At 67.4% G+C, this 25,199-nt stretch carries 29 protein-coding genes; 14 read left to right on the plus strand and 15 right to left on the minus strand.

The features are described from left to right. Window positions 1-340 precede the first annotated feature (340 nt). A complete protein-coding gene (locus HF886_RS08670; RefSeq protein ID WP_240952574.1) occupies window positions 341-838 on the plus strand; it encodes a hypothetical protein in 498 nt (165 codons plus the stop codon). A gap of 162 nt (window positions 839-1,000) precedes the next feature. Next, window positions 1,001-1,345 carry a type II toxin-antitoxin system prevent-host-death family antitoxin gene (locus tag HF886_RS08675; protein WP_296549655.1) on the plus strand — a complete coding sequence of 115 codons (345 nt, stop codon included), beginning with the start codon at window positions 1,001-1,003 and terminating at the stop codon, window positions 1,343-1,345. Window positions 1,346-1,357: 12 nt separating this feature from the next. On the opposite strand, the gene HF886_RS08680 is transcribed toward HF886_RS08675, so the two are convergent. Next, on the minus strand, window positions 1,358-1,573 hold the full coding sequence (locus tag HF886_RS08680) for a hypothetical protein (RefSeq protein ID WP_169622235.1): 216 nt from the start codon (window positions 1,571-1,573) through the stop codon (window positions 1,358-1,360). Window positions 1,574-1,673: 100 nt separating this feature from the next. Next, window positions 1,674-2,231: a dihydrofolate reductase family protein gene (locus tag HF886_RS08685; RefSeq protein ID WP_169652093.1), complete on the minus strand. Its 558-nt coding sequence runs from the start codon at window positions 2,229-2,231 to the stop codon at window positions 1,674-1,676. A 141-nt stretch (window positions 2,232-2,372) separates the two neighbouring features. Here HF886_RS08685 and HF886_RS08690 point away from each other — a divergent pair, with 141 nt between their 5' ends. Continuing rightward, window positions 2,373-3,017, plus strand: coding sequence for a dihydrofolate reductase family protein (locus tag HF886_RS08690; RefSeq protein WP_169652094.1), 645 nt, complete (start codon window positions 2,373-2,375; stop codon window positions 3,015-3,017). Between the two features lie 37 nt (window positions 3,018-3,054). Here the strand turns inward: HF886_RS08690 and HF886_RS08695 are convergent, their stop codons facing one another. Then, window positions 3,055-4,707 carry a RecQ family ATP-dependent DNA helicase gene (locus tag HF886_RS08695; RefSeq protein WP_169652095.1) on the minus strand — a complete coding sequence of 551 codons (1,653 nt, stop codon included), beginning with the start codon at window positions 4,705-4,707 and terminating at the stop codon, window positions 3,055-3,057. Between the two features lie 181 nt (window positions 4,708-4,888). Here HF886_RS08695 and HF886_RS08700 point away from each other — a divergent pair, with 181 nt between their 5' ends. Then, window positions 4,889-5,671 (plus strand): SDR family NAD(P)-dependent oxidoreductase, encoded by a 783-nt coding sequence (locus tag HF886_RS08700; protein ID WP_169652096.1) that lies wholly within the window; start codon window positions 4,889-4,891, stop codon window positions 5,669-5,671. Window positions 5,672-5,711: 40 nt separating this feature from the next. Here the strand turns inward: HF886_RS08700 and HF886_RS08705 are convergent, their stop codons facing one another. Next, a complete protein-coding gene (locus HF886_RS08705; protein WP_169652097.1) occupies window positions 5,712-6,296 on the minus strand; it encodes a DinB family protein in 585 nt (194 codons plus the stop codon). Window positions 6,297-6,326: 30 nt separating this feature from the next. Between HF886_RS08705 and HF886_RS08710 the strand changes: the two genes are divergently transcribed. Further along, complete coding sequence (locus HF886_RS08710) at window positions 6,327-6,530, plus strand: zinc-ribbon domain-containing protein (protein ID WP_169652098.1); 204 nt, start codon at window positions 6,327-6,329, stop codon at window positions 6,528-6,530. Window positions 6,531-6,557: 27 nt separating this feature from the next. On the opposite strand, the gene HF886_RS08715 is transcribed toward HF886_RS08710, so the two are convergent. Further along, the gene (locus HF886_RS08715; RefSeq protein ID WP_169652099.1) at window positions 6,558-8,069 is read right to left on the minus strand and encodes a protein adenylyltransferase SelO; all 1,512 of its coding nucleotides are present in this window, start codon (window positions 8,067-8,069) and stop codon (window positions 6,558-6,560) included. A gap of 250 nt (window positions 8,070-8,319) precedes the next feature. Here HF886_RS08715 and HF886_RS08720 point away from each other — a divergent pair, with 250 nt between their 5' ends. Beyond that, on the plus strand, window positions 8,320-8,880 hold the full coding sequence (locus tag HF886_RS08720) for a hypothetical protein (RefSeq protein ID WP_169652053.1): 561 nt from the start codon (window positions 8,320-8,322) through the stop codon (window positions 8,878-8,880). A gap of 135 nt (window positions 8,881-9,015) precedes the next feature. On the opposite strand, the gene HF886_RS08725 is transcribed toward HF886_RS08720, so the two are convergent. Continuing rightward, window positions 9,016-9,588 (minus strand): TetR/AcrR family transcriptional regulator, encoded by a 573-nt coding sequence (locus HF886_RS08725; RefSeq protein WP_169652100.1) that lies wholly within the window; start codon window positions 9,586-9,588, stop codon window positions 9,016-9,018. 719 nt (window positions 9,589-10,307) lie between these two features. Between HF886_RS08725 and HF886_RS08730 the strand changes: the two genes are divergently transcribed. Next, window positions 10,308-11,135 (plus strand): glycoside hydrolase family 19 protein, encoded by an 828-nt coding sequence (locus tag HF886_RS08730; protein WP_169652101.1) that lies wholly within the window; start codon window positions 10,308-10,310, stop codon window positions 11,133-11,135. An 82-nt stretch (window positions 11,136-11,217) separates the two neighbouring features. On the opposite strand, the gene HF886_RS08735 is transcribed toward HF886_RS08730, so the two are convergent. Then, window positions 11,218-11,961: a VIT family protein gene (locus HF886_RS08735; protein WP_169652102.1), complete on the minus strand. Its 744-nt coding sequence runs from the start codon at window positions 11,959-11,961 to the stop codon at window positions 11,218-11,220. A 182-nt stretch (window positions 11,962-12,143) separates the two neighbouring features. Between HF886_RS08735 and HF886_RS08740 the strand changes: the two genes are divergently transcribed. The 3 genes from HF886_RS08740 to HF886_RS08750 all read left to right on the plus strand — a co-directional run bounded on the left by HF886_RS08740 (window position 12,144) and on the right by HF886_RS08750 (window position 14,119). Further along, window positions 12,144-12,995 carry an SDR family oxidoreductase gene (locus HF886_RS08740; RefSeq protein WP_169622225.1) on the plus strand — a complete coding sequence of 284 codons (852 nt, stop codon included), beginning with the start codon at window positions 12,144-12,146 and terminating at the stop codon, window positions 12,993-12,995. A gap of 10 nt (window positions 12,996-13,005) precedes the next feature. Next, window positions 13,006-13,560 carry a DUF488 domain-containing protein gene (locus HF886_RS08745; RefSeq protein WP_169652103.1) on the plus strand — a complete coding sequence of 185 codons (555 nt, stop codon included), beginning with the start codon at window positions 13,006-13,008 and terminating at the stop codon, window positions 13,558-13,560. 121 nt (window positions 13,561-13,681) lie between these two features. After that, entirely contained in the window at window positions 13,682-14,119 is a 438-nt protein-coding gene (locus HF886_RS08750; protein ID WP_169622223.1) for a carboxymuconolactone decarboxylase family protein, read from the plus strand. Between the two features lie 18 nt (window positions 14,120-14,137). Here the strand turns inward: HF886_RS08750 and HF886_RS08755 are convergent, their stop codons facing one another. Together HF886_RS08755 and HF886_RS08760 are read right to left on the minus strand one after the other, a co-directional pair. After that, window positions 14,138-15,025, minus strand: a complete 888-nt coding sequence (locus tag HF886_RS08755) for an alpha/beta fold hydrolase (RefSeq protein ID WP_169652104.1) — start codon at window positions 15,023-15,025, stop codon at window positions 14,138-14,140. Between the two features lie 91 nt (window positions 15,026-15,116). Then, window positions 15,117-16,685, minus strand: a complete 1,569-nt coding sequence (locus tag HF886_RS08760) for an MFS transporter (protein WP_169652105.1) — start codon at window positions 16,683-16,685, stop codon at window positions 15,117-15,119. A gap of 86 nt (window positions 16,686-16,771) precedes the next feature. Between HF886_RS08760 and HF886_RS08765 the strand changes: the two genes are divergently transcribed. Beyond that, a complete protein-coding gene (locus HF886_RS08765; RefSeq protein WP_169652106.1) occupies window positions 16,772-17,314 on the plus strand; it encodes a TetR/AcrR family transcriptional regulator in 543 nt (180 codons plus the stop codon). Here the strand turns inward: HF886_RS08765 and HF886_RS08770 are convergent, their stop codons facing one another. The 6 genes from HF886_RS08770 to HF886_RS08795 all read right to left on the minus strand — a co-directional run bounded on the left by HF886_RS08770 (window position 17,315) and on the right by HF886_RS08795 (window position 22,258). After that, window positions 17,315-17,836, minus strand: a complete 522-nt coding sequence (locus HF886_RS08770) for a metallophosphoesterase (RefSeq protein ID WP_169652107.1) — start codon at window positions 17,834-17,836, stop codon at window positions 17,315-17,317. Window positions 17,837-17,874: 38 nt separating this feature from the next. Next, a complete protein-coding gene (gene mshC / locus HF886_RS08775; protein ID WP_169652108.1) occupies window positions 17,875-19,116 on the minus strand; it encodes a cysteine--1-D-myo-inosityl 2-amino-2-deoxy-alpha-D-glucopyranoside ligase in 1,242 nt (413 codons plus the stop codon). Window positions 19,117-19,175: 59 nt separating this feature from the next. Beyond that, window positions 19,176-19,985 carry an SCO1664 family protein gene (locus HF886_RS08780; protein WP_169652109.1) on the minus strand — a complete coding sequence of 270 codons (810 nt, stop codon included), beginning with the start codon at window positions 19,983-19,985 and terminating at the stop codon, window positions 19,176-19,178. 2 nt (window positions 19,986-19,987) lie between these two features. Continuing rightward, the gene (locus tag HF886_RS08785) at window positions 19,988-20,575 is read right to left on the minus strand and encodes a DUF3090 domain-containing protein (protein ID WP_169622216.1); all 588 of its coding nucleotides are present in this window, start codon (window positions 20,573-20,575) and stop codon (window positions 19,988-19,990) included. A 45-nt stretch (window positions 20,576-20,620) separates the two neighbouring features. Next, window positions 20,621-21,349 (minus strand): histidine phosphatase family protein, encoded by a 729-nt coding sequence (locus tag HF886_RS08790; RefSeq protein ID WP_169622215.1) that lies wholly within the window; start codon window positions 21,347-21,349, stop codon window positions 20,621-20,623. A gap of 63 nt (window positions 21,350-21,412) precedes the next feature. Beyond that, a complete protein-coding gene (locus HF886_RS08795) occupies window positions 21,413-22,258 on the minus strand; it encodes an undecaprenyl-diphosphate phosphatase (protein ID WP_296550160.1) in 846 nt (281 codons plus the stop codon). A 194-nt stretch (window positions 22,259-22,452) separates the two neighbouring features. On the opposite strand from HF886_RS08795, the gene HF886_RS08800 reads away from it, so the two are divergent. From HF886_RS08800 to HF886_RS08810, 3 genes are all read left to right on the plus strand, one after another. Further along, window positions 22,453-23,391 (plus strand): aldo/keto reductase, encoded by a 939-nt coding sequence (locus HF886_RS08800; protein ID WP_169622213.1) that lies wholly within the window; start codon window positions 22,453-22,455, stop codon window positions 23,389-23,391. Between the two features lie 86 nt (window positions 23,392-23,477). Beyond that, entirely contained in the window at window positions 23,478-24,143 is a 666-nt protein-coding gene (locus HF886_RS08805; RefSeq protein WP_169622212.1) for a biliverdin-producing heme oxygenase, read from the plus strand. A 2-nt stretch (window positions 24,144-24,145) separates the two neighbouring features. Next, on the plus strand, window positions 24,146-25,171 hold the full coding sequence (locus HF886_RS08810) for an ABC transporter substrate-binding protein (RefSeq protein WP_169622211.1): 1,026 nt from the start codon (window positions 24,146-24,148) through the stop codon (window positions 25,169-25,171). Window positions 25,172-25,199: the final 28 nt, after the last annotated feature.

Here is a 25,199-nt window from a genome sequence, read left to right on the forward strand (position 1 = left end):
CCTGGTACAGCAGGCCCAGCGAACCGATCTCCGTGCGGCGAGTGCGAATTCGGCGACCGAAGCAGGTACGCAATTAGTTTCGCGAACATCGCAAATGTGCCGGCGTGGATTCCACGATTCACTACCGAAGCCGGCTCATTATCCGAAACCCCTTCCGGGCCAAAGAAAACCCCGGCTATCTTCGCCGATTGTGTAATGAACATCGAATTTCCCACGATGATCGGGGCATGACACACCCGCACGGATCGGTCTCCGCAATACCCACCGGCCTCGTCGGGGCATCACCGAACACCCGCTCTCCTATTCCGGATCGAATCTCACCGAACCGAAAGGAAACACCATGCGCGTCTCCACACGGCTTTCGATTCTGACCGGTACGGCGCTCGCCGCCGCCGGTGTGGCGGTAGCGGGAGCGCCCGCCGCCGCAGCCGACCCAATCGGCCCCACGCTGACCTCTGCTCCGATCTCCGTTTACCAAATTCCCGCTGTCGGCGTGCAGATCACCGGACTCGGACTTCCGGATCTGCTCTTCTCCTCTGTGAACGCCTCGTCTCCCGGAAAGGGCCGGACGACCTTCACCCTGCCCGTGAGCGACGCCCCGTGCTGGACCAGCGCTGCGCTCACGCTCGTCCGCATCAACTATGTGAATCTGGCGAACGGCACCAGCGGCTCCACGAGCTTGCGGCCCTGCACGCCATACGGTTCACTGCCCGATGCGCCCACGGTCGACACCGGATCGGGACCCGTCGCCATCACCGTCGCCATCGTCGGGGCCGAGGGCTACCCCAATGCCGGACAACCGTCGCTCCCCGGTATCGGAGGTTTCGTCGCTCCCTGACTCTCCCCGGCGGCATGAGCGCGCCCGATCCGCGCATTCGTCCCGGGTCTATACAGTGGCCCTGCAACGGTGTGATGCGCCGCGTCGTGTCCCCGGACTGTTTCCGGTCCGGGGCACGAGGGTGCCGGGGGTCGGTCGAGCAGGGGAATGGAGTCGGCGGGAGTGCGAGCAACCACGGTCAAGTTCGCTCGCGAGCGGTTGGGTGCGCTGGTGCGCGAAGTCAACGACGACACCGTCGCGGTCGAGATTACCGGGAAACACCATGAGGCAGTGCTGATCTCGAAGAAGCGATATCTCGCGCTGCAGGAGGCCACGTTTCTCCTCCGCTCACCCGAACTCATGGACAGTCTCCGCAAGGAGATGGCGCGTTCGCTTCTCGAAGAACACTCGACCACCGCGCCGGACGGCGCCACCGACAAGGCCGAGAAACCGAAAACACCCGCCCGGCGTCCGCCACGCGCGCGCTCCCGCAAGCAGCGGAAGAAGAAGCGGAAGAAAGCCGACTAGCGCCGACACGTCCTACGGGTTGTTCAGCCGGGCGCGATAACCGAAGAACACCACCGAGACCAGTCCTGCAGCGATCATCGAGCCGCCCACAGTCGTGGGAATGTCCGGACGAAAAGCGACGACCACGCCACCTATCGCGAGCACCGCTCCGAATGTTGCCAGCCAGATCGCGATCGCGGCGGCACGCCCTCGCGCTGCCCGGGCCGTGTCGTCATGATCGTTCGCCATCGTTCACCGCAATCAGGGTTGTTCGCCGGACGACCCGAGCAACTCGAACGGGTCACGGCACAGGATCGCAGGTTGTGTCGAGCAATGCACCCCTCGAGGGTTACCGGCGCGGTTCGTATCGCATTGCCACGGTGCCCGCACCGAATTCGTGCCGGTCCAGGAAGCGCAATTCGAGGGGCTTCGACAACCCCGCGAACAACGTCGGTCCGTGGCCGGCGACCCTGGGCTGCACCACGAACTCGTACTCGTCGATCAGCCCCAGTTCGGCCAACGCCAACGGGAGTCGCACGCCTCCGACGAACAGACCGTTGGGCGCTTCCTGCTTGAGTTTCCGCACCGCCTCGGCCAGGTCCCCCTGTACGAGTTCCGCGTTCCAGTCGACACTCGGGAGCGTGCTCGACACGACGTACTTCTTCGCTGCGTCGATCGTCCGGGCGAACGGGTCCGTCCATTCGGGATTCTCTGCCGACGACGGCGACAATCGCCACGCCGACTCCATGAGTTCGTACGTCACGCGGCCGAAGAGCAGCGCGTCGGCCCGCTCGAGGTTCGCGGTGTGGTGGCGGTGCAACCCCTGCAACTCTTCCTCCGCAGGCACCGCGCGATGATCGCAGCATCCGTCCAGAGTGATGTTGATGGAGTACCGGAGTAGTCCCATCGGCCGAGAATACGTGAGAGGCAAGTGCCGTTCCGGCGCTTCGGCTGCACCGATAGAAGAAGATGCCGAGTGTGCGATGAGTATGCCTGCCCGGCACGGTCTACTTCTTCGACCGAGGAACTACGACGGGGAGGTGGGGGCATGGGCCTCATCGAGATCGAACTGTTCACCACGCTCGACCTCGTCGGGCAAGCGCCCGGCGGCCCCGAGGAGGACCCGGAAGGATTCCCGTTCGGCGGCTGGCAAGCACCCCTGCTCGACGCGGTGACCGGAGCGCAGATCGGTGCCGCGTACGAGGGCACGGACGCACTCCTTCTCGGTCGTCGAACCTATGACGTGTTCGCCGCATACTGGCCCCACCAGAAAGGCGGTGAGGACAGCGAGATCGCCACCTTGTTCAATTCGGTTCCGAAGTATGTGGCTTCCCGCGGCAACCCCGACCTGTCGTGGGCGGGGTCCACGAAGCTTGGGCCCGATCTGGTCGCCGCGGTGCGCGAGGTCCGCGACCGGCACGAGCACATCAAGGTCGTCGGAAGCCTGAATCTGGTGCAGACCCTCCTGCGCGAAAAACTCTACGACCGCCTCGACCTCTGGGTGCACCCGATCGTGCTGGGGGTCGGGAAGAAGCTGTTCGACGGCGGCGGGGTGCCCACGAACCTCACCCTCCTCGCGCCACCGGTCGCCGATCCGAAGGGCACCGTCTATCTGCGCTACGAACTCGCCGACGGCACACCGGAAACCGGCGACATGAGCGCACCCGATCGCGGGGTGGAGCCCGGAGCCTGACACCCGTACGCGCCCCGGCCCGTGAGTTTCGGGGTGCTCACGGTTCGGCGACCGTCAGCACTCCGGATTCGTCCACCACATCCAGCGACAACGTGCGGTATCCCTCGGTGTCGAACAGAACGGTGACGCGGTCGTGCTGGGCACTCAGCACCACGCCCCGGCCCCAGTGCTCATGGACGACGGGCGTCTCCGGCGAGAGCGGTTCGCCGGCGATGGTCGATCCGGCGTCCGGTGCAAGGTCCGGCACGACCCCGGCCACGCAGTTGTCACACGTACCGCAGGGGTCGGGGATTGTCTCGCCGAAGTAGCCCAGCAGGAATTGCCGACGGCAACCACGTGTCTCCGCGTAGCCACGCATCATCTCGACACGTGACCGGTCGAAGCGTTCGCCGGCTTCCGCGGCGTCCCTCGCACGCTCGAGTGCCCGGCGCGCAGTGAGATCGGCAGCGATGAACCCACGGCGACCTCCGACGATCACACCGGCCCGCTCCAGGAGGTTCGCCGCGTTCGCGAGCCGCCGCCCTCGGTCACCGAGTTCCTCGCGTATCCGTCCGAGCCGCACAGGGCCCGATGCGCGAACCACGGCGAACACCCGCGAGATCAAGTCGTCGTCCGGCGAGTGCGTGGTGAAGAAGGTGGCGAGGGAAAGATCCTCCGTCCGGTAGAACATCGAGACGGTCGCTCGCTCCCCGTCCCGGCCCGCACGTCCGATCTGCTGGTAGTAGGAGTCGATCGAGTCGGGCACGGACGCGTGGACGACGAACCGAACGTCAGGCTTGTCGATCCCCATGCCGAACGCAGAGGTCGCCACCACCCCCTCGCAGGTGCCGTCGAGGAATCGTTCGTGCACGTCGTGGCGCTGCTGTGCGGGCATGCCGGCGTGATAGGCACAGGCGCGGATGCCGCGTTCGGCGAGACTCTCCGCGTAGCGCTCGGTGTCCTTGCGCGTAGCCGCGTACACGATGCCGGGCCCCTCGAGGGACACCACCTCGTCGATGACCGCGCGACGTTTCTCCGCGTCCTCGATGTGGCGGTGCACCGCGATATCGAGGTTCGGTCTGTCGAATCCGCCGGCCACCACGACCGGGTCGCGCAAGCGCAGCGCACCGACGATGTCGTCGCGGACCGGGGGCGAGGCCGTGGCGGTGAGGGCCGCCACGGGCGGTCGTCCGAGACGCTCGAGCGCATCGGCGAGCCGCAGATAGTCCGGCCGGAAGTCGCTGCCCCACACGGAGACACAGTGCGCTTCGTCGACCACCATCAGTGCGACGCGCACGTCGCCGAGGCGCTCGATCACCTCGTCCTTCGCGAGTTGCTCGGGCGAGACGAAGACGTAACCCGCTTCGTGCCGGCTCACCGCCTGCCAGTTGGACTCGTTCTCCGCCGCACGTTGCTTGGAATTGATCGCCATTGCCTTCGGGGCGCTCGTGGAGTCCAGGAAGGCGATCTGATCGTTCTGCAACGCGATCAGCGGAGACACGATCACGGTCACTCCCGGAAGCAGCAACGACGGGATCTGGTAGATCGCGGACTTGCCGTAACCCGTGGCCAGCACCGCGAGAACATCACGACCGTCGAGGAGCGGCACCATCGCGTCGAGTTGTTCGGGGTGCAGTGTCTCCCATCCGAACACGCGCCGGGCGGCGTCCTCCAACCTGTCGCGGGGATCGCTCGTCGAAGAGGAGTTCACGGACACGAAGGCTCCTGTCTGCGGGGTAGGGGCTGTCCACGGGATGGGGCAAACCCGGCCTACCCCGAGCACCCCGGCGCAAACGGCCTTCTTCGGAGAATCGCAGTCGTTCGAGGACGCGGTTCAGGGGTACCCGACCGCATCACACGTGCACAGCACGTCACGACTCGAGGAGGAAGTCATGGCTGGAACTCGTCCGTTGGCGCTGGTGACCGGCGCTTCGCGAGGTATCGGATTCGAGCTGGCGAATCTGTTTGCCGAGAACGGTTACGACCTGACGGTCGCCGCCTCGTCGGAAGCGATCCACGACGCCGCCGGCGAATTGCGGAGGCGGGGCGTCTCGGTGAACCCGGTCCAGGTCGATCTGCGCACCGAGGACGGAGTGCGCGCGCTCTACGATGCGGTCGTCGCCGACGGGCGGCCGCTGTCGGCCGCAGCACTCAACGCGGGGGCCGGGGTGGGGGGCGCATTCGTGGACGCGGACCTCGAGGATCTGCTGTCGGTGGTCGACCTGGACGTGCGCTCGACAGTGCATCTCGCGCGTCTGGTGCTGGCCGACATGGTGCGCGCCGGGGAGGGTCGTGTTCTGATCACCTCGTCGGCGGTGTCGAAGATGCCCGGTCCGTACCAGGCGGTGTACAACGCGTCGAAAGCATTCGTGCAGTCCTTCGCGGAGGGAGTGCGCAACGAACTGCGCGACAGCGGTGTGACCGTCACGGCGATGCTGCCCGGAGCCACCGACACCCAGTTCTTCGCCCGCGCGGGTCTGCTCGACACCGTGATGGGCAAGGCTCCCAAGGACGACCCCTCCGTCGTCGCGAAAGACGGGTACGAGGCGCTGATGAGAGGCGACCGCAGTGTGGTCGCGGGATCGCTGCTGACGAAGTCGCTCGCAGCACTCACTACCGTGACACCGAAGCCGGTGACCACCGCCCTGAACCGCGTCATCGCGAACCCCCGCTGACACGGCATCTCGGGCGACGGTATTCCGGGTGCCCGCCAACTCAGCGGAACGCGTCGGCCGCGGCCTGAACCTGTGCGACGTGTGCGCGCCATCGGGCGCCGTTCGTGTAAGGGAGGCTGTCGACACGTTCCGACAATCCCGCGGATCCGTCGATGGTCTCCCTGACGATGTCGGCATGTCCGGCATGCCGCGCAGTCTCGATGATCATGCGCATCAGAGCCTGGTGCAAGGTGATACGTGCATCCCTCCACCATGGGACGCGCCCGGTCGAATCCAGGTCGCATTCGTCGAAAGTCTGCGCGGCGTGTTCCCAGGAGCGACGGTAGAGGTCGTCGACGATGAACTGCTTCGACTCGGCGGGCGTCGCCCACATGTCGGCGTTCTCCGGAGCGTCGGGATGTAACCACGGAAAGTCCACGGGAGGCCGTCGTGCGAATGCCTCACCGAAATAGCCGAATTCGCAACTCGCCAAATGCTTTACCAGTCCAAGCAGGTTCGTGCCCGTCGGCGTCAGCGGACGGCGGAGGTCGTACTCCGACAGGCCTTCCAGTTTCCACAGAACCGATTCACGGAGGCTCTGGAGTTGGTAGATCAGGTCGGACTTGTAGGTCGTCGCCTCGGTCACAGAGGGAGTGTATCGGCCTATGCTGACGCGATGTTCTTTCTCTTCGGCTACGGCACCAAACGGCAGTACCTCGGCGAGGGGCACACTCGCACGTGCCCGCGCTGCCACAACACAACCCAGTGGAGAAGGCTGCGCGTGTACAAGCAGTTCACCCTGTTCTTCATCCCGGTCGCGCGGTGGAATCGCCAGGAGTTCGAAGAATGCGGTATCTGCGGCACCGTTGTCGAAAGCTGACCGCCGTCTTCCCCGAAAGCTGCCGTATCAGGTCCCGCAGAAGGTCTGAAAAGACTCGGTGAACTGCCGTGGTGCGGGAGCGGCGTAGTCCGACCATTCGTCGCGCCGGCCGAACGGATGCGTCACGACCTCGAGCAACGTCGTGAAGGGCGAGAGGTCTCCGTCGGTGGCGGCGCGGAGAGCAGCATCGACCTGGTGATTTCGGGGGATGTAGAGCGGATTGACCTCGTCCATCGCGTCCGCGGTGGCCGCCGGTCCCCTGCCCTGTTGCGCCAGGACCTCGTTCCAGCGTTCCAGCCAGGGGCCGATAGCCGTCCGGGGCAGGAGGCCGTCGAGAGACGCGGAGTGCCCGCGCAGTTCTTCGGCGAGAGCACGGAAGGTCCCCGTCCAGTCGGCGCCCGATTCTTCCATCAACGACAGCAGGTCGTCGACCAGCGCCCGGTCGATGTGGGTGCCGGCGACGCCGAGTTTCGCTGCGATCCCCGCCGTGTAGTGGGCGTCGTAACGCTCGTCGAAGGTGTCGAGCACGCCCGTCGCGGCGGTAATCGCATCGTCCGGGGTGGACGCCATCAAGGGCAGCAGCGTTTCGGCGAACCGCGCCAGATTCCATTTCAGGACCGCGGGCTGGTTACCGAACGCATAGCGGCCCGCATGATCGATCGAACTGAACACCGCGGCCGGGTCGAACGCGTCGAGAAAAGCGCACGGACCGTAATCGATCGTCTCCCCGGAGATAGTCGTGTTGTCGGTGTTCATCACTCCGTGCACGAAACCGGTGAGCATCCACTTCGCCACCAGTGACGCCTGCGCCTCGACCACGGCCTCGAAAAACCGCAGATAGCGGTTGTCGTCGCCCGTCGCGGGCCGTTCGGTGAGCTCCGGATAATGGCGGCCGATCGCGTACTCGGCGAGGCGCGGCAGCACCTCGCCCCGACGCACGGCGAACTCGAAGGTCCCGACCCTGAGGTGGCTCGCGGCGATCCGGGCGAGCACAGCCCCGGGCTCGAGTCCGTTTCGGGGCACGTGTGTGCCGGTGGCAACCACAGAGAGAGCTCGCGTCGTGGGAATGCCGAGCGCGTACATCGCCTCGCTGACCAGGTATTCGCGCAGCATCGGGCCGACGACGGCGAACCCGTCACCGCCGCGGGAGAACGGAGTCGGCCCCGAGCCCTTGAGATGCAGATCGACTCGCCGCCCGCCTTGGCCCGCGAGTTCACCGAGCAGCAGGGCGCGTCCGTCTCCGAGGAGCGGGGCATAACCGCCGAACTGGTGACCCGCATATGCCATCGCCACCGGCGCGGCTCTGTCGGGAACAGCCGATCCGGACAGCACACCGACGCCCTCTTCGCTGCGCAGCACCACGGCGTCGAGCCGAAGTTCGGCTGCCAGTTGCTCGTTGAGCACAAGCAGTGCGGGGTCAGGAGCCTGTGCACCCTTCCACGGCACCGTGAGGTCGCCGAACTCGTCGACGAAGGTGCTCTCGAGACCGGGCACCGCCGTGCTCGTGCCGCTGAGGGTGAAATCCGGGTTCGCAGCCATCTTCCGAGAGTAACCATTACTCGACGAGCCAACCGGGAGGGTCGGTTCGGGTAGCTGTGCGCACTCAGCAGATACATTCTCGGCTGCCGCGTCGCCGGGACGCTGCTGCGTCCCCGAGTCCCGGGCTCATGGAGAGGGAGACGCCTTTTCATCGCGATGCTGCCTCCGGGGTCGTGTCCGAAGCAGCTCGGTGGGATGACCGCCGAGCCAACGTGGTAACGGCTCTTTCGGCCGGGGCGACGTAGGTGGTATGTCGAACACTGCGCGTCTGGCGGTAATCGCCTGCGTTTGTGCCGTACTTGCGGGTTGCGGTGCCGACGACGCCGCGAATCCGCCGCAACCGGCCACTTCGCGCACCACGAGCGTCGACGTCGCCACAACGGTCGATCCCCCGCCGCCGTCGGCCCCGCCGGCCACCTCCACTCCGGTGTGGGACACGGCCGAACCGTCGACGCAGGTGCCGGCGCCCGCATCGGAACCACCGGTGTCCGACACGGAGGCCTACATCGTCGATTGTCAGACCGGTCTCGGCCCGATCGAAACCTATTGGTCGGACGGCACCGTCACCGGATACACCGACTACTGCCAGTCGGTACACGACCGTGTGCTCGAAGGTGAACGCGCCGCGAATGCGCCGGTCTGCGACGGAATCGTGTGCCGATACCCGTCGGGTGAGATCGCACCCGACCCCAACGCTGTGCCCGACGACCGCTGCACGAATCAGATCAACTATGCGGGCGATCCTCGTTCCAACGCCGAAATCAACTCGATCGGCGAGCAGACGGGCCAGTGTCCCGCACCGATCTCCTGATACTTCCTCCCAGCTCTCGGTCCACTCACCGGCGAACCGTCAGGGGACGACCGGGCCGTCCGAACCACGTGTCCGCACCACCTCCGCGTTCGGCTCCCCGTGCGCAGCCACCTCGCGCGCACACCGACAGGGCTCTTACATGGGGCGGGCGCGGGGTCGCGCGCCGTTCAGGAACAACTCCGTGATCCGGCGTGCATTGTCGGCTCCTCCGGCCAAGTCCGTCGCGCGGGCCAGATGGAGGAACGCATTCATCAGGAACTGCGGGTCGCCGGTGAGTTCGTCTCCGGTCACGGCCCCCTCGAACAGTACGACCACGGGACTGAGCACCTCGCGGACGTAGAGCGCGGAGATCTCGTCGCGAGTCGTGTCGCTCACCTGGTCGAGGGCATCGTAGATGCGCTGTTCGAACGAGATGGAGGACCCGTGGTCTTCCGAACAGGCGACCGCGAGTGCGGTCAGGCGGTCGTCCAGAGATCCCTCGGTGTCGACTGCCTTCCGGATACGGAGGTGCAGGTTGCCGATGAATTCGCGGGCGACCGCCCGATACAGGTCTTCCTTCCCACCGGGGAAGTGATGGTAGATCGACGGCTTCCTGATTCCGACGGTGCCGGCCACGCCGACGAGGGAGATCCCGGCGTAGCCGGTGCCGGCGAGCTGGTCGGCGAAAGCGGCCATGATTTGCGTGCGGGTGTCGGTTCCGTCGGTCATCGGTTCCTCCGAGCGCCGTAGGACTTGGCCAGGTCGGCTATTTCGATTGCACGGGAACTGCGCATGCGAATCAGCCTACCTACCGGACGGTAGTCTAGCAACAAGACGGCGGCGCCACCGTCCTGGCCGGTCCCCGAAAAACACCGGACCAATGAACCCGCACGGGTGCGTCGAATGCGTCCGGCAACGCACCTGCGAAGATCAACCGCAGGTCACGGCCCCCTTCACGCCGCTGTGTCCTCGGGCACGAAAAGGTCACGACGACCCCCCGAAAAGCGGCTTCCGCACCCGATTTCGGGCAGGGCGGGACGACAGCACGAAGCGCGTCGAGGCCCAGTCTGCGAACGAACCGAACCCGGCGCTCGGACTTCCATAGAACCCAGACGAATTACAGTGCGGCAGAACAACTTCGGATCGAATACGCGGGTTGTCCGGGCGCGCCGGACACGACGGGTTCGGCGTTGCGGCGGCAACCTCGAGCGGCCGCTCCGGGCGGTTCCGGCGGCGACGAATCGCGGTCGGCTGCGACGGCTGTCACGTCCCCGGGGCTGAAATGGCCTTCGGCACGATGCCTTGAAACGCCCCCTAGCTGCGGCGTTACCTGGTTGTGACATAAAAACCGCTGGAACGGAAATTAAACATCTCCTTTCGGTAACGCCAGCGGTCCCGTTTTGAAAGGGCCGAGCCCCAGCTTTCGGCCGAATCTTGGAGCACGACTCATGCCTGTTTCACCCTCGCGCCGTATCAAGTGCGCCATCGCCGCCACTGCCGTCATCACCGCCGGTGTCGGATTCGGTACCGCCACCGCCAACGCCAATCCGGTCACCTCTGCGGCCACCCGCTACCAGGAGCCCGGCAACCTGCTCAAGGCGCTCGACATCGACGCGCTCACCGGCTCGGGATGGTCGAAGGTGGACAATACCACCGTCGAACCCGAGGAATCCTCCGAGGAAACCTCCGGGGAAACCGAGCAAGCGGTCGAGCCTGTGGCCGAGCCCGCCCCGGCTCCTCCGCCGCCTGTGGTCACCCCCGACGAGCTGGCGCGCATCGTGCCGGGCGTCCCGCCCGAGAAGATCAACGAAGTCATCGCCCCGTTGAACGATGCGATGGTTCGCAACGGTATCGACAACCCGGTTCGTCAGGCGGCGTTCATCGCGCAGCTCGCCGTCGAGTCCGATTCGTTCCGCACGTTCGAGGAGTACGCATCCGGTCGCGCCTACGAGGGCCGCGCCGACCTCGGTAATACCCAGCCGGGAGACGGCGAGCGGTACAAGGGCCGCGGCGCCATCCAGGTCACGGGTCGCCACAACTACCAGAAGCTGAGTGAGCACACCGGGGTGGACTTCGTTTCGCACCCCGAACTGCTGGCCACCGGGGAAAACGCTTTCACCACCGCTGCCTGGTACTGGACCTCGCGCAATCTCAACGAGGTCGCGGACACGGCCGGAATCGTTCGGGTCTCCGAACTGGTCAACGGCGGTCACCACGCCCTGCAGCGGCGGGTCGCCGACTTCGAGCGCGGCCTGAACGTGCTGCTGCAGCCGTAACCTCACAGGACTCCCGGTCCTGGACCACCCGGCCGATCCGGCCCGCCCTTTCGCAGGGCGGGCCGGATCGTTTTCGTCGGGCCTAGACCGCTACGTCGAAGATCTGCCCGATTGCGTACGTCACCACCATTGCCAGTGCGCCCCCGAGCACGACGCGCACCACGGCTCGTCCGCGCCGGGCTCCCCCGAGCCACGCACTCGTCGACCCGGTGATCGCCAGCGCGACGAGCACGGACGCGAACGTCACCGGAATCCGCACCCCGTCCGGCGCGAGCACGATGACCAGCAGCGGCACGAGCGCCCCGAGCGTGAACGACACCGCCGACGACAGCGCGGCGAGCCACGGATTGGCCAGTTCGGTCGGGTCGATCCTCAGTTCCACCTGCGCGTGCGCAGCGAGCGGATCCCGGGCGGTCATCTCCTCGGCCGCGGTCCGGGCCGTGCTCTCCGAGAGCCCCCAACTCTCGAGCAGATCCTCCAGCTCGGCCAGTTCGGCTTCCGGCATCACCTCGAGCTCGCGCCGTTCCGCGACCAATGCGGCCTGTTCGGTGTCGCGCTGAGTGCTCACCGAGACGTATTCACCGAGTGCCATCGACACGGCTCCCGCCGCGAGACCGGCGACACCGGCGGTCAGAATGGTCTGTTCCGTCGTCGTAGCTGCCGCGACGCCGACGACCAGTCCTGCGGTCGAGACGATGCCGTCGTTCGCGCCCAGTACACCTGCGCGCAGCCAGTTGAGTTTGCCCGCCAAGGAGCCGCCGTGGGGTTCTGCGCCCTTGTGGCCTCCCGGCTCGCCCCCCTGCGACCGTGGTTCGGGCAACGACATGCCGTCAAGCTAACACCGTCCCGGGCCGAAGGATGAGCATTCGCTCTCCGTAAGCACCTCCTGCCGGCTCGTAGTGTGTGACGGTTGCGGGAGAGATCGCCGGCTCACCCGCCGAAGGCCACGCCCCGGCCGCTGTCTGGACAATGCGGCGCGAGAGGACTGCGGCGCGAGAGGACACTGCCATGGCCAGCACCCGTATCGCGGTTACCGGATCCACCGGCAACATCGGCCGCGCTGTCGCCGCCCACCTCGACGAGACCGGGACCCGCATGCGTCTGGTGGTACGCGATCCTGCGCGCGCGCCGACCGGAGCCCGCGACGTCGTGCAGGCGTCCTACGGCGACCTCGAGGCCGCGACCGCCGCGTTACGCGGGGCGGACGTGCTGTTCATGGTCTCGGCATCCGAGAGCGCGGACCGTCTCACACAGCACCGCACCTTCGTCGACGCCGCGGCTGCCGCCGGGGTGCGGCACGTGGTCTACACGTCGTATCTCGGGGCCGCCCCCGACGCGACCTTCACGCTCGCCCGCGACCATTGGGCCACCGAGCAGTACCTGCGCGAGTCCGGGATGGCATGGACATTTCTGCGGGACTCCCTCTACCTCGACTTCCTGCCCACGCTCGCAGACGAGGACGGAGTGATTCGCGGCCCGGCCGGGGACGGCCGGGTGGGCGCTGTGGCACGAGCGGACATCGCGCGCAGCGCCGCCGCCGTGCTCGCGGGGGTCGATGCTCATGCCGGCCGGACCTATGACCTGACCGGTCCGGAAGCGATGACGCTGAGCGAGGTCGCGCGCACGATCACCGACGTGACGGGGCGGGCGACCACGTACGAGGAGGAAACGGTCGAGCAGGCGTACGCCTCGCGTCGCAAGTACAAGGCCCCCGCGTGGCAACTCGACGCGTGGGTCTCGACGTACACGGCGATCGCCGCCGGTGAGCTCGCCGCGGTGACCGACGCGGTCGAGCAGCTGACCGGCGCTGCGCCGCTGAGTCTCGCCGAACTCCTGGCCCCGGGTTCACACCAGGCCTAGGGAACCGGCTATGAGCGGCGAACCCGGCACCCTGTGGACGATCGGGCACTGGACATGCCCACCCTCCGTCCTGCTCGACACGCTTGCGACCGCGGACATCGACCTGGTAGCCGACGTACGCAAGATGCCCGGTTCGCGCCGCAGTCCGCACGTCGACGCCGACGCGATGACGTCATGGCTCGGCGATGCAGAAATCGGATACCTGCACCTGACCGAACTCGGTGGCCGGCGACCGAAGCAGAAGGACATCGCCACGCGGATCAACGCCGGGTGGCGGAACACGAGTTTCAAGAACTACGCCGACTACACGCTCACCCCCGCGTTCGAGACGGGGCTGGCGCATCTGAGCGACCTCGCCCACGACCACCGGGTCGCGATCATGTGCGCCGAGCCCATGCCGTGGCGTTGCCACCGCCTTCTGATCGCCAACACGTTGACCGCGCGGGGATGGACGGTGGTGCACCTGATGACCGGCGCGGCACCGAGGCAACACGTCCTCGGCGGGTGGGGGGCTGTACCGAAGGTCGGTGCCGACGGTGTCGTGACCTACCCCGACACTGGGTGAGACCCCGACACTGCGCTCGGACCGGCGCGCAAACGACGAGCACCGGAACGCGCCGATCCCTGATGGAACGCGACCGTCGTTGACAGACTTGTTCTGCCTCCAACCTTCGAAGGGAAGCCGGATGAGCGTCGTCAACCTCGGGAAGCAACACCCCGCCGCATACAAGCAACTGGTGAGTCTCAACGAGCAGGCCGAAGAAGCAGTCCGGCAGGCCGAGCTGGACCCGTTGCTCGCAGAACTGGTCAAGATCCGGATTTCACAGATCAACGGGTGCGCGTTCTGTCTGCGCATGCACACCCGCGACGCCGTCGAGAAGGGCGAGACCGGCGACCGGCTGGCGGTGGTGGCCGCGTGGTGGGAGTCGCAGTACTTCACATCCCAGGAGCGCGCGGCCCTCGCGCTGGCCGAACAGGTCACGCGGTTGCCGGTGCCGGACGCACACACCTGGGACGACGGGTCGCTCACGCCCGCGCAGGCGTCCGCAGTCGGCTGGCTCGCGGTCGTGATGAACGCGTGGAACCGGGTGGCGATCACCAGCGGTTATCCCGTCGGACCCTGAGCGTCCGGGTCCTGGCCGCTACGGACGGACAGCGGCCTCGACGTCCCGCACGAACCGGGTGGTCGCGTCGGCGAGTTCCGCGGGATGCGAACGAGGTGACCAGTGGCCCGCATCCAGCGGGTGCACGCGCAGATCGGTCACCCATCTGTCGGTGTCTTCGTACCCGACCGGCCGCACCGCCCGGTCCCGCAGATTCAGGACCAGCTGGACGGGAACCTCGGTCCGTCGCTCACGCGGACCGGCGAGCCGCCGGCGCAGATTGGCGCGATACAACTTCAGTCCGTGCGCCATGTCGTCGGGCAGGGTCGGCGCGACCGGCCCGATCGCCGCCGGGTCCGTCCGGTCGAAGAATCCGACGAAGGCAGGCCAGCGCCGGGCGAACCCTGCCCGCAGCACGAGCGCCGGCACTCCGGGGATCTGGAACAACAGGGTGTAGGACGAGGCCAGCGCCTGCTCGCCGGGTCCGAGGAGCCGCAACTCCCCTGCCCGCCGGCGCATCCACAGGCCCAGATGGTCCAGGTTCGGCCCCGATACCGAGGTGTACGACGCGATCCGTCCCGTGGCGATCGGCTCGCACACGGCTTCCCAGCACAGGACCGCACCCCAGTCATGACCGAGCAGGTGGACCGGTTCGTCCGGGCTGACCGCGTCGATCACCGCGAACAGGTCGGCGGCGAGGTGCTCGAGTCGGTAGTCCTCCACCGCATCGGGGACGGTGGACTTCCCGGCGCCGCGATTGTCGAAGCGCACGATCCGGAAGGTGTCGGCGAGCAGCGGCGTCACCCGATCCCACAGAGCGTGCGTATCGGGCCAGCCGTGGACGAGGACGAGAGTCGGCCCGTCCGGGTTGCCTTCCTCCACGACGTGGAGCCGGGTCGGTCCGTTGGTGACGACACGACTGATCATGTTCTCCCCCGATGTCGCGCAGCACTGGAAGTACGCATGGCGCCCAGATTAACGTGACGCGGAGTAATAAGTAACCGCGAGTGTTCGGCGCCTACGGTTCATGCGAGGGAAGCCGGTCCTGGACGTTCCCGACCTGCTGCGGACGCAGCATGCGCCAGGCGACGAGCGCGGACACGACCATCAGTGCGGCTCCGATCGCCGACGTGATCGCCACTCCACTGTCGAACGCGGATCCGGCGGCGGCCAGGAGGGCGTCGGCCTGCACTGCGGGCAGTGTCTCGGCCACCGCGTGCGCGCCGCCGAGAGTTTGTTGCGCGGCCGCCGCCTGCGCCGCATCGATCCCGGCGGGGACGGTGAAGTGGGACGTGTACGACGCCGTGAGAATCGAGCCGAGTACGGCGGTTCCGAGCACGGCACCCATCTCGTACGCGGTTTCCGACACCGCCGAGGCCGCGCCGGCCTTCGTCGGAGGCACGCTCGAGACGATCAGGTCGTTCGAAAGCGTCTCCGCCGCACCGATGCCCGCACCGAGCACGGCGAACGCGACGATGATCGGTGTGACGGCAGACGGCGAGGCCGTCAGGAACACGAGCCCGTAACCGATTGCGGACAGCAGAAGGGCCGCAACGATGATCGTCGACGGCCGGATCCACCGCACCAGCAGCACCACCGACATCCCGGCGACGACCATGACGGCCAGTCCCGGAACGAGAGCGATCCCGGCTTGCATCGGGCTGTGCCCGATGACGAGCTGCAGGTGCTGCGAGACGAAAAACAGGAAACCCACCAGCGAGAACACCGACAGCAGGTTGACGATGACGGCGCCCGAGAAGGCCGTCACCCGAAACAGCCGGACGTCGAGCATCGGATCGCTCCGGCGCAGTTGCCGCCGGACGAAGAGCACCAGCGCGAGCACGCCCACCACCGCGGGAACGAGCGCGGCGAGACCCATCCCGTCGCCGGCGAGGCGCTTGATCGCATAGACCAGCGGCGCCAACGCGAGCATGGACAGTCCGATGCTCACCACGTCGACCCGGCCGGGATTCGGGTCCTTCGACTCGGGAACGAACATCGGTGCGAGCACGAGCAACGGAATCAAGACGGGCACGGCGAGCAGGAAGACCGAGCCCCACCACGCGTGCTCGAGCAGGAATCCGCCCACGATCGGACCCAGTGCGGCGCCGGCCGCGAAGCACGACGCCCAGATCGCGATGGCGAAGCGTCGCTGGTCACCGTCGAGGAAGATGTTGCGCAACAACGACAGCGTGGACGGCATGAGCATCGCGCCGAAGAAACCGAGCGCACCGCGGGCGACGATCAGCAGTTCGGCGGACGGTGCATAGGCGGCCGCAACGGAGACGGCGGCGAATCCCGTCGAGCCGATGAGCAACAGGCGTCGGCGCCCGATCCGGTCACCGAGGCTGCCCATCGCGACGAGCAGACCGGCGAGCACCAGCGGGTAGATATCGATGATCCACAACTGCTGCGCTCCGGTGGGCTGCAGTGCCGACGAGATCTCGGGCAACGCGAAGGCCAGGACGGTGTTGTCCACCGAGACAAGCAGCACCGGCAGCATGAGCACCGCGAGAGCGGCCCAGTCACGAGGACCGGCCTTGGCGCTCGGTGAGAGGTCGGGCGGGGAAACAGGGGTGGTGGACATGGATCTCGTGCTTTCGAAGTCAAGGCCGGAACCTTCGTTACTGTACCAGCTGGACGGTACAGTAACGATGGTCGTAGGATCGCCTGGTGCCACCCCCACCTGCCGCCCGCACCAAACTTGTGGACGCATTCGTGTCGGTCCTCCTCGAACAGGGTGAACGAGCCGCCACCCTCGACGCGGTGGCGGCCGCCGCCGGCGTCTCCAAAGGCGGCCTGCTCTATCACTTCCCGTCGAAAGCAGCCCTGATCGAGGGTCTTGCCGAACATGTCGAACAGCTCGCCGCCGATGACGCCGAACTCATGCGCACAGCCCCGGAAGGTCCTGCGGCGTACTACATTCACACCTCGGTGTACGCCGACACCCCCATCGACCGAGCCATCATCGCGACCACGCGTCTGAGCCAGGGCGCGAACGAACGCGCCCGGCAGGCACTGCACCGCATTCGCCAGGGCTGGCTGGACGTTCTCACCGACGCGCTCGCGGACCCCGCCGTCGCCCGAGCGGTGATGCTGATCGGCGACGGCCTGTACTACAACGCTGCGATGTCGGGAGAAACGAGCGAGACACCGCCCGAGAACGTCGACGAACTCCTCGAAGTGGTCCGGTACATGACCGACCGACGCGACTGATCACCAGCTACCCGATCCGGCTTCCCTGACCGGGAGCCGATGCAGTTCGACCTCGCCCAGCGCACCGCTGTCGATCGTCGCCGTCATGTACGTGCAGTGTGGCTGCCGACGCCGATCCGTGGGCGAACCCGGATTGAGCAGGCGCAGACCGCCGGGAGCTGTGGTGTCCCACGGGATGTGGGAGTGACCGAACACCAGCACATCCGTGTCGGGATACGCCGCCTCCATGCGCTTGTCCCGGCCCGCCGAGGCGCCGGTCTCGTGCACCACCGCGAGACGAAGCCCGTCGAGCGTCACCCGCGCGACCTCCGGAAGCCGCTCCCGCAGGGCGGGTCCGTCGTTGTTCCCCCAGCATGCGACCAGGCGCCGTGCACGTTCTTCGAGGGCATCGAGCAGTCCGACGCCGATCCAGTCACCCGCGTGGACGACGATGTCGGCACGATCCACCTCGTCCCACACGACCGCGGGAAGCCCGCGCGCCCGCGCGGGGACGTGGGTGTCGGCCAGCAGCAACAACCTCATCGGCCCAGTGTGCCGCGCCCTGCTCGGCCATGCCGGTACTACCGCAGAGGAACACCCAGCAGCGCATCGACCGCGTCCGCGAACAGGCCGGGCGCCGACGCATCGTCGCCACCCTGCTCGACCGCGAACCGAGCCCAACCATCAAGGGCCGCAAGAGCCTTCGGGGTGTCGAGATCGTCGGCGAGATGCTGGCGCAGCCGCGCGATCGTGTCGTCGGCGGACTGCGCCGACTTCAGTGCCGCCGCCTGACGCCACAGCGCGAGCCGGGTGTGCGCGTCGGAAAGCACCTCGTCGGTCCAGGCCCGATCGGTGCGGTAGTGCCCGGAGAGCAGCCCGAGGCGGATCGCGGAGGGGTCGACGCCCTGCACCCGCAGCTTGGAGACGAACACGAGGTTGCCGCGCGACTTGGACATCTTCTCGCCGTCGAGACCGATCATGCCGGTGTGGACGTAGTGCCGCGCGAAACGCCGATCACCGGTGACGGCTTCGGCGTGTGCGGAGGAGAACTCGTGGTGCGGGAAGATCAGGTCGCTGCCGCCACCCTGCACGTCGAAACCACTGCCGATGCGATTGAGGGCGATCGCCGCGCACTCGATGTGCCAGCCCGGGCGGCCGTCACCGAACGGAGACGGCCACGCCGGCTCTCCCGGCCGCTGCGCGCGCCACAGCAGCGCGTCGAGCGGATTGCGCTTGCCCGAACGGTCGGGATCGCCGCCGCGCTCGGCGAAGAACCGCATCATCGTGTCGTGGTCGTACCCGGATTCGTATCCGAACTGCTCGGTGGCGTCCACCCGGAAGTACACGTCGGGGAACTCGGGATCGTCGACCGTGTAGGCGGCGCCCGATGCGACGAGCTTCTCGACGAGTTCGACGACCTCGTTCACCGATTCGACGGCGCCGATGTAGTCGCGGGGCGGCAGCACCCGGAGCGCTTCCATGTCTTCGCGGAAGAGCGCGGTCTCGCGCATTCCGAGGACCATCCAGTCCTCGCCGTCGCGCTCCGCGCGTTCGAACAGCGGATCGTCGACGTCGGTGACGTTCTGCACGTAATGCACGTCGTGTCCGGCGTCGCGCCAGATGCGATTGACGAGGTCGAAGGCCAGGTAGGTGGCTGCGTGCCCGAGGTGGGTGGCGTCGTACGGGGTGATGCCGCAGACGTACATCGTCGCGGTCGCGCCGGGTGTGACGGGGCGCACCGCACGATCCGCGGTGTCGAACAACCGCAACGGGGGCCCCTCACCGGGGACGGACGGGATCGCGACGTCGGACCAAGACTGCATGGATACGAGAGTAGTGGAGCGGCGCGACGCCCCTGCCGGGGCACCCGGCGGTCAGGATCTCAGAAGGCAGGCCACGGAATCCGGCGCTCGCCGAGCGGCCGGGGCATGACGGGATGCTCGAGGAGGACCTCGATTCGCCGGCGCAGCGCCTCGACTTCGTCGGCGGTGATGTACTCGCGCAGCACGTCGGCGAATTCACCTTCGAGGCGGCGCGCGAGTTTGTCGAGGTCGGTGAGCAGTGCGGGGTCGATGGGGTCGCCGGCCCACCCCCACAGCACCGTCCGGAGCTTGTCGTCGCGGTGCAGGCAGATGCCGTGGTCGATCCCGTAGACGTTGCCGTCGACACCTTCGAGGGCGTGCCCGCCCTTGCGGTCGGCATTGTTGAGCACGAGATCGAGCACCGCCATCCGGTGCAGGCGCGGGTCGTCGGCATGGATGAGCAGGACGTCGTCACCGTCGAGGTCGCGGGCCCGGAGGATCGGCAGCCATCCCTCGGGCACAGCTCCGGCCGGGTAGAGATCGACCACGTCCAGCCGGTCGGCCGGGCCGTCGGATGGATCGCGGGTGTCGATCCAGCGTTGCACCATCCCCGGGCCGAACGGACCGTCGCGAAGCACCGTGAGCGGGATGACACCCCAGCCGAGCGCCTCACAGATCAGGTACGACGCGACCTCCCTGCCGGCGAGGGTGCCGTCCGGGAAATCCCACAGTGGCCGTTCGCCGCGCACGGGCTTGTAGACGCAGCGGACGACGGTGCCGCCGTAGCTCGCATCGCACACCAGCGTCGCGTTGCTGGCGTGGGCGATCTGACCGATGACGGTGAGTTCACCTTCGGTCAGAACGGTGCGCAGGTCGGCGACGGGGGTCACCGTCAGCTCTCCTCGCCGAACCAGGACGCCGGATCGAAACCGGGAGTACGCAGGTATCCGTTGGTGCGAATGCAGATGTGGCCGTCGCCGCCGATGGGCTCACCACACAGCGGGCACGGCGCGCGGCCTGCCGCGATCACCATGTCCGAGCGCGCGGCGAATTCGCGGGCCTGCACCGGGGTGAGGAACACCCGAACGGCGTCGGGGCCTTCCTCGGTGTCGTCGAGGACAACGGACTCGTCGAGTTCGGTGTCGGTGACGGCAAGCAACTCCACGACCACGGCCCCGGAGTCGGAGTCCCAGCCGAGGCCCATGGTGCCCACGCGGAATTCCGCTTCGATGGGTGTCACCAGCGGATCGATGTCGACGGGCAGTTCATCCGGTACCGCCGTGCCGAACCTGCGGTGCACCTCTTCGAGCAACAGGCCCATCCTGTCGGCCAGGATCTGCACCTGCTGCTTTTCCAGCAGGACGCTCACAATCCGGGACTCGTGCACGGCCTGCAGATAGAACACCCGGTCCCCCGGTTCACCGACGGTGCCGGCGATGAACCGGTCCGGAGTACGAAACACGTGTATCGCGCGAGCCATCGCACCTCCTCGAGTCAACCCACTCTGCCATGCCGGACATTCTCATTATCCGCCCGTATTCCCTTCGGGTTCTCCACCTGCGGATTCGTCGCCGTCGGCAGCACCGCCGGGTACCTCGCCGCCGGGTACCGACTTGGGAGCGGACGGCCCGGCGAGCCCGGACAGGTCCGAACCGGTGTCGTTGATGCGCAGCACGAACGGTCGCGTATCCGTGTACCGGACGACGGAGATCGACGCGGGTTCCGCGACGATCCGCTGGAATCCGTCGAGGTGGGTGGCGAGCGCATCGGCGAGGATCGACTTGATCACGTCGCCGTGCGTGCAGGCCACCCAGACGACGTCTTTGCCGTGCGCGTCGGCGAGGCGCCGGTCGTGTTCGCGGATCGCCGCGACCGCGCGGGCTTGCACCTGGGCCAGGCCCTCACCGTCGGGGAACACCGCCGCCGACGCGTGCTGCTGAACTACTTTCCACAGCGGCTCCTGCAGCAGGTCCTTCAGGGCCCGGCCGGTCCATCCGCCGTAGTCCACCTCCGCGAGCCGATCCTCGACCACCGGGGTCAGTCCGCGGTCGTGGCTCAACGGCTCCACGGTCTGCCGGCACCGGAGCAGCGGCGACCGCACGATCTCGGTGATCTCGAGCCCGGACAGCCGGGTGACGAGATTCTTCGCCTGGATGTGGCCGACCTCGTCGAGTTCGACACCCGGGGTACGGCCGGCCAGGACATGCGAGGTGTTGGCCGTCGATCGTCCGTGGCGCAGCAGGATTACCGTCATGGATCCAGCCTAGAGGCCGCGCCACGCGGCGTCGCCGCAGACAGTCGGCGGGTCACCGGCCGATCACGTCGCAGAGATCACGCCGGTGCCGAGTAGCCCGAGCACCACGACGCCGAGCGCGACGCGGTAACCGACGAACCAGTACATCGAGTGGTTGACGAGGAACCTGAGCAGCCAGGCGATGGCCGCGTAACCGACAGCGAACGCTATGAGGGTAGCGACGAGCAACTGCGGTCCGGATGCGTTGAGTCCCTCTCCGACCGGCTCGAATGCGTCGGGCAGGCTGAACAGACCCGACGCGACGACCGCGGGAATCGCGAGCAGGAACGAATACCGGGCCGCGGCTTCTCGGGTGAGGCCGAGGAACAGGCCCGCCGAAATGGTGCCGCCGGAGCGCGAGACGCCGGGAATCAGCGCCAGCGCCTGCGCCGACCCCATGATCAGACCGTCCTTGAGGGTGAGCTGCTCGACGCCGCGACGCTGCTTGCCGAAGTACTCGGCTGCCGCGATCACGATCGAGAAGACGATGAGCATCGTCGCGACGAGCCAGAGGTTGCGGGCAACCGTGCGGATGTCGTCCTTGAAGACGATGCCGAGGATGCCGATGGGGATAGTGCCGAGAATGACGTACCAACCCATCTTGTAATCGTGGTCGGCGCGCCGCTCGCGGTTCACGAGCCCGCGGAACCAGGCCCGGACGATGCGCCAGATGTCGCGGGCGAAGTACACGAACACCGCGGCTTCGGTGCCGAGCTGGGTCACCGCGGTGAACGATGCTCCGGCGTCCTCCCCGAAGAAGACCTCGGAGACGATGCGCATGTGACCGGACGACGACACGGGAAGAAACTCGGTCAGCCCCTGGACGATTCCGAGCACGATCGTCTGTAGCCAGGTCATCGATTCGCCGATCATGCGGAGACCTCCGTGTGCCCGGCCGAGCAGGAGAGGGCGCGGCGCTGGTTCCTCACTCGCGGAAGGCTACGTGGCAACGGTGCTCTCGGCGCGCCGGAACACCCTCGGTACGCCTCGGCACTAGGCTTGCCACCCGGGGAGCGCGGTGCGGTACCGCACGATCCCGATGCCGGGGAGGTAGTGCGGTCGCTATGGAATACAGGACTGTCGGTTCGAGCGGGTTGCGCGTGTCGCGGCTCGGCTTGGGCACTTTGACGTGGGGTCGCGGCACCGATGGGGACGAGGCGGCGGCGCAGCTGTCGGCTTTCGTCGACGCCGGGGGCACGCTCGTCGATACGTCTCCGGCCTACGGCGACGGGGTGTCGCAGCGCATCCTCGCGGAACTGCTCGACGACGTCGTCCCCCGGGACGAACTCGTATTGTCCGGTAGCTCGGGCATCGACACGACCAAGATCGGGTCCGGGCGCGTCGACTGTTCGCGCGGCGGGTTGCTCACCCAGCTCGATACGACGCTGCGGGAACTCGGAACCGACCACCTCGATGTGTGGCAGGTCGCGACGTGGGATCCGCACACTCCGATCGAAGAAGTCGCCTCCGCACTCGAGTTCGCGGTCGCGAGCGGTCGCGTCCGGTATGTCGGGGTGCGCGGTTACCTCGGATGGCAACTGGCGACCGCCGCTGCGGCGGCACGGCGACCGGCCCCGATGGTGTGTACGCAGGTCGAGTATTCGTTGCTCGCGCGCGGCGTCGAGGAGGAACTGGTCCCGGCCGCGGCCCATCACGGTGTCGGAGTGTTCGCGGCGGTGCCCCTGGCCGGCGGCGTGCTGACCGGCAAGTATCGATCGGGAATGCCGGCGGATTCGCGCGGCGCGGACGAGGTGCACGCCGAGGAAGTGCGTCGCTACCTCACCGAATCCGCGGTACGCGTGGTCGATGCGGTGGCAACGGCAGCGGACGGGCTGGGAACGTCGCCGCTCGCGGTGGCGCTGGCGTGGGTCCGGGACCGGCCGCAGGTGGCATCCACTCTGGTGGGTGCGCGCGACCTGGCACAGCTCACCGGGGTGCTCGTGGCCGAAGAGCTCGCGCTGCCGCCGGCAATCGCTGCCGCGCTCGACGATGTGAGCGCGTAACCGGCTGCATCGCCCTCGCCGAATCAGCAAAGGTTAGGCTACCCTCTCCGTAGGTAGGATCATTCGGAATGCAGGGAGGTCGGCCGATGGCCGCAATCGAGGTCGCCGGATTCGCCGAGCGCATCAAGATCGATACACAGCAGGCGCACCGGGACACCGAGAACTCCGTGTTCGTCTCCGAACTGCTCGCCGGCACGCTCACCGCCGAAGCCCACGCCGAATTGATCGCGCAGTCGTGGTTCCTCTACGACGCGCTCGAACGCATCGGCCGCACCTACACCGCCGATCCGATCGTCGGGCCGCTGCTCTCGGACGACCTGCTTCGTATCCCTGCCCTCGAAGCCGACCTCGACTTCCTGATCGGCCACGACTGGCGCAGCCGGATCACTCCCCTCCCCGCGACCACCGCGTACGTCCAGCGTCTCGAGCAGGTAGCGGCGTCCTCGCCGGAAGCGTTCGTCGCCCACCATTACCTGCGCTACCTCGGTGACCTGTCCGGCGGACAGATCATCCGCCGGATGCTCGAGCGTGCCTACGGCTACGAACGGGACGGTCTGCGGTTCTACATCTTCGACGCCATCCCCAAGCCCAAGCCGTTCAAGGACGCCTACCGCGCCACCCTGGATGCCGCCCCGCTCGACAGCGACCAGCAGCAGGCAGTGATCGACGAGACAATCCTCGCCTACGGCCTCAACCGTGCGCTGTTCGAGGACCTTGCTGCACGCATCGACCGCTACCGGGTTCGGGCCTGACGATGCTCGTCTCGCCCCGCACGACGCTGACCGTGCTGCTGCTCGTAGTCGCCACCGCGTTCGCCGGTGCGTGTAGTTCACCCGCCGGAGACGGCCCGTCCAGTTCCGATGCGACAGGTCACCGCACCGCCGTGGTCGACGACCGCAACCCCCGTCCGATCGGAGCAACCCCGTCGCCGACCCTGCCCGCCACCGTGCGCGGCGCCGACGGCGTGGATGTCACCGTCACCGACGTCTCCCGGATCGTCGTCGCGGACCGCTCCGGAACCCTCGCCCAGACCGTGCACTCACTGGGTCTCGGCGGCAACATCGTCGGGCGGTCGACCGCGATTTTCCCTGCCGGCGAACACATTCCCAACGTGACGCCGGGCGGCCACAGCCTCAACGCGGAAGCCGTCCTCGCGCTGAGCCCGACGGTCGTGCTCACCGACACCTCCATCGGCCCGCTCGCGGTGCAGGAACAGATCCGCGCAACCGGAGTGCCGGTGGTGTTCGTCGACCCCGAGCGCAACCTCGACACCGTCGCCCCCGGCATCGAGATGGTCGCCGCAGCCCTCGGCGTGCCCGAAGCCGGCGCGGCGCTGACCCGGCGCACTCTCGACGAGATCACCGCGGCACGCGACTCCGTCCCGTCCGACCATCCCGATCTCACCGTCGCGTTCCTGTACCTGCGGGGTTCGGCGATCAAAATGCTCGGCGGACCGGGATCGGGCGCAGATGCCCTGGTCGCCGCCGCGGGCGCACGCGACGCCGGCATCCTCGCCGGCCTCGAATCCCAGTTCGTGCCCATCACCAGTGAGGCGATGATCGCGTCCTCACCCGATGTCATCCTGATCATGACGCACAGTCTCGAATCCGTCGGTGGCCCCGACGGTCTCGCAGCCCTTCCGGGCGTGGCGCAAACGCCCGCCGGTAAGACGCAGAACATCGTCGACATGGACGATTCGGTGTTGCTCAGTTTCGGACCCGACACCGGAAAAGTGCTCGGGGCACTCGTCGAAGCGCTGTACCGGACGGATACCGCATGACCGCGGGTCGCCCCGGCGGCCCCCTCAG

The sequence above is a fragment of the Rhodococcus sp. 105337 genome (assembly GCF_012844225.1).
In the GTDB taxonomy this organism is placed as follows: domain Bacteria; phylum Actinomycetota; class Actinomycetes; order Mycobacteriales; family Mycobacteriaceae; genus Rhodococcus.

Coding starts and splice junctions, on each gene's coding strand:
- HF886_RS08750 (WP_169622223.1), top strand. CDS start 13,682: ATGAGCGTCGTCAACCTCGGGAAGCAACACCCCGCCGCATACAAGCAA.
- HF886_RS08720 (WP_169652053.1), top strand. CDS start 8,320: ATGTCGAACACTGCGCGTCTGGCGGTAATCGCCTGCGTTTGTGCCGTA.
- HF886_RS08715 (WP_169652099.1), bottom strand. CDS start 8,069: ATGGCTGCGAACCCGGATTTCACCCTCAGCGGCACGAGCACGGCGGTG.
- HF886_RS08730 (WP_169652101.1), top strand. CDS start 10,308: ATGCCTGTTTCACCCTCGCGCCGTATCAAGTGCGCCATCGCCGCCACT.
- HF886_RS08680 (WP_169622235.1), bottom strand. CDS start 1,573: ATGGCGAACGATCATGACGACACGGCCCGGGCAGCGCGAGGGCGTGCC.
- HF886_RS08735 (WP_169652102.1), bottom strand. CDS start 11,961: ATGTCGTTGCCCGAACCACGGTCGCAGGGGGGCGAGCCGGGAGGCCAC.
- HF886_RS08700 (WP_169652096.1), top strand. CDS start 4,889: ATGGCTGGAACTCGTCCGTTGGCGCTGGTGACCGGCGCTTCGCGAGGT.
- HF886_RS08755 (WP_169652104.1), bottom strand. CDS start 15,025: ATGATCAGTCGTGTCGTCACCAACGGACCGACCCGGCTCCACGTCGTG.
- HF886_RS08760 (WP_169652105.1), bottom strand. CDS start 16,685: ATGTCCACCACCCCTGTTTCCCCGCCCGACCTCTCACCGAGCGCCAAG.
- mshC (WP_169652108.1), bottom strand. CDS start 19,116: ATGCAGTCTTGGTCCGACGTCGCGATCCCGTCCGTCCCCGGTGAGGGG.
- HF886_RS08725 (WP_169652100.1), bottom strand. CDS start 9,588: ATGACCGACGGAACCGACACCCGCACGCAAATCATGGCCGCTTTCGCC.
- HF886_RS08745 (WP_169652103.1), top strand. CDS start 13,006: ATGAGCGGCGAACCCGGCACCCTGTGGACGATCGGGCACTGGACATGC.
- HF886_RS08685 (WP_169652093.1), bottom strand. CDS start 2,231: ATGGGACTACTCCGGTACTCCATCAACATCACTCTGGACGGATGCTGC.
- HF886_RS08805 (WP_169622212.1), top strand. CDS start 23,478: ATGGCCGCAATCGAGGTCGCCGGATTCGCCGAGCGCATCAAGATCGAT.
- HF886_RS08785 (WP_169622216.1), bottom strand. CDS start 20,575: ATGGCTCGCGCGATACACGTGTTTCGTACTCCGGACCGGTTCATCGCC.
- HF886_RS08670 (WP_240952574.1), top strand. CDS start 341: ATGCGCGTCTCCACACGGCTTTCGATTCTGACCGGTACGGCGCTCGCC.
- HF886_RS08710 (WP_169652098.1), top strand. CDS start 6,327: ATGTTCTTTCTCTTCGGCTACGGCACCAAACGGCAGTACCTCGGCGAG.
- HF886_RS08810 (WP_169622211.1), top strand. CDS start 24,146: ATGCTCGTCTCGCCCCGCACGACGCTGACCGTGCTGCTGCTCGTAGTC.
- HF886_RS08770 (WP_169652107.1), bottom strand. CDS start 17,836: ATGAGGTTGTTGCTGCTGGCCGACACCCACGTCCCCGCGCGGGCGCGC.
- HF886_RS08790 (WP_169622215.1), bottom strand. CDS start 21,349: ATGACGGTAATCCTGCTGCGCCACGGACGATCGACGGCCAACACCTCG.
- HF886_RS08740 (WP_169622225.1), top strand. CDS start 12,144: ATGGCCAGCACCCGTATCGCGGTTACCGGATCCACCGGCAACATCGGC.
- HF886_RS08690 (WP_169652094.1), top strand. CDS start 2,373: ATGGGCCTCATCGAGATCGAACTGTTCACCACGCTCGACCTCGTCGGG.
- HF886_RS08800 (WP_169622213.1), top strand. CDS start 22,453: ATGGAATACAGGACTGTCGGTTCGAGCGGGTTGCGCGTGTCGCGGCTC.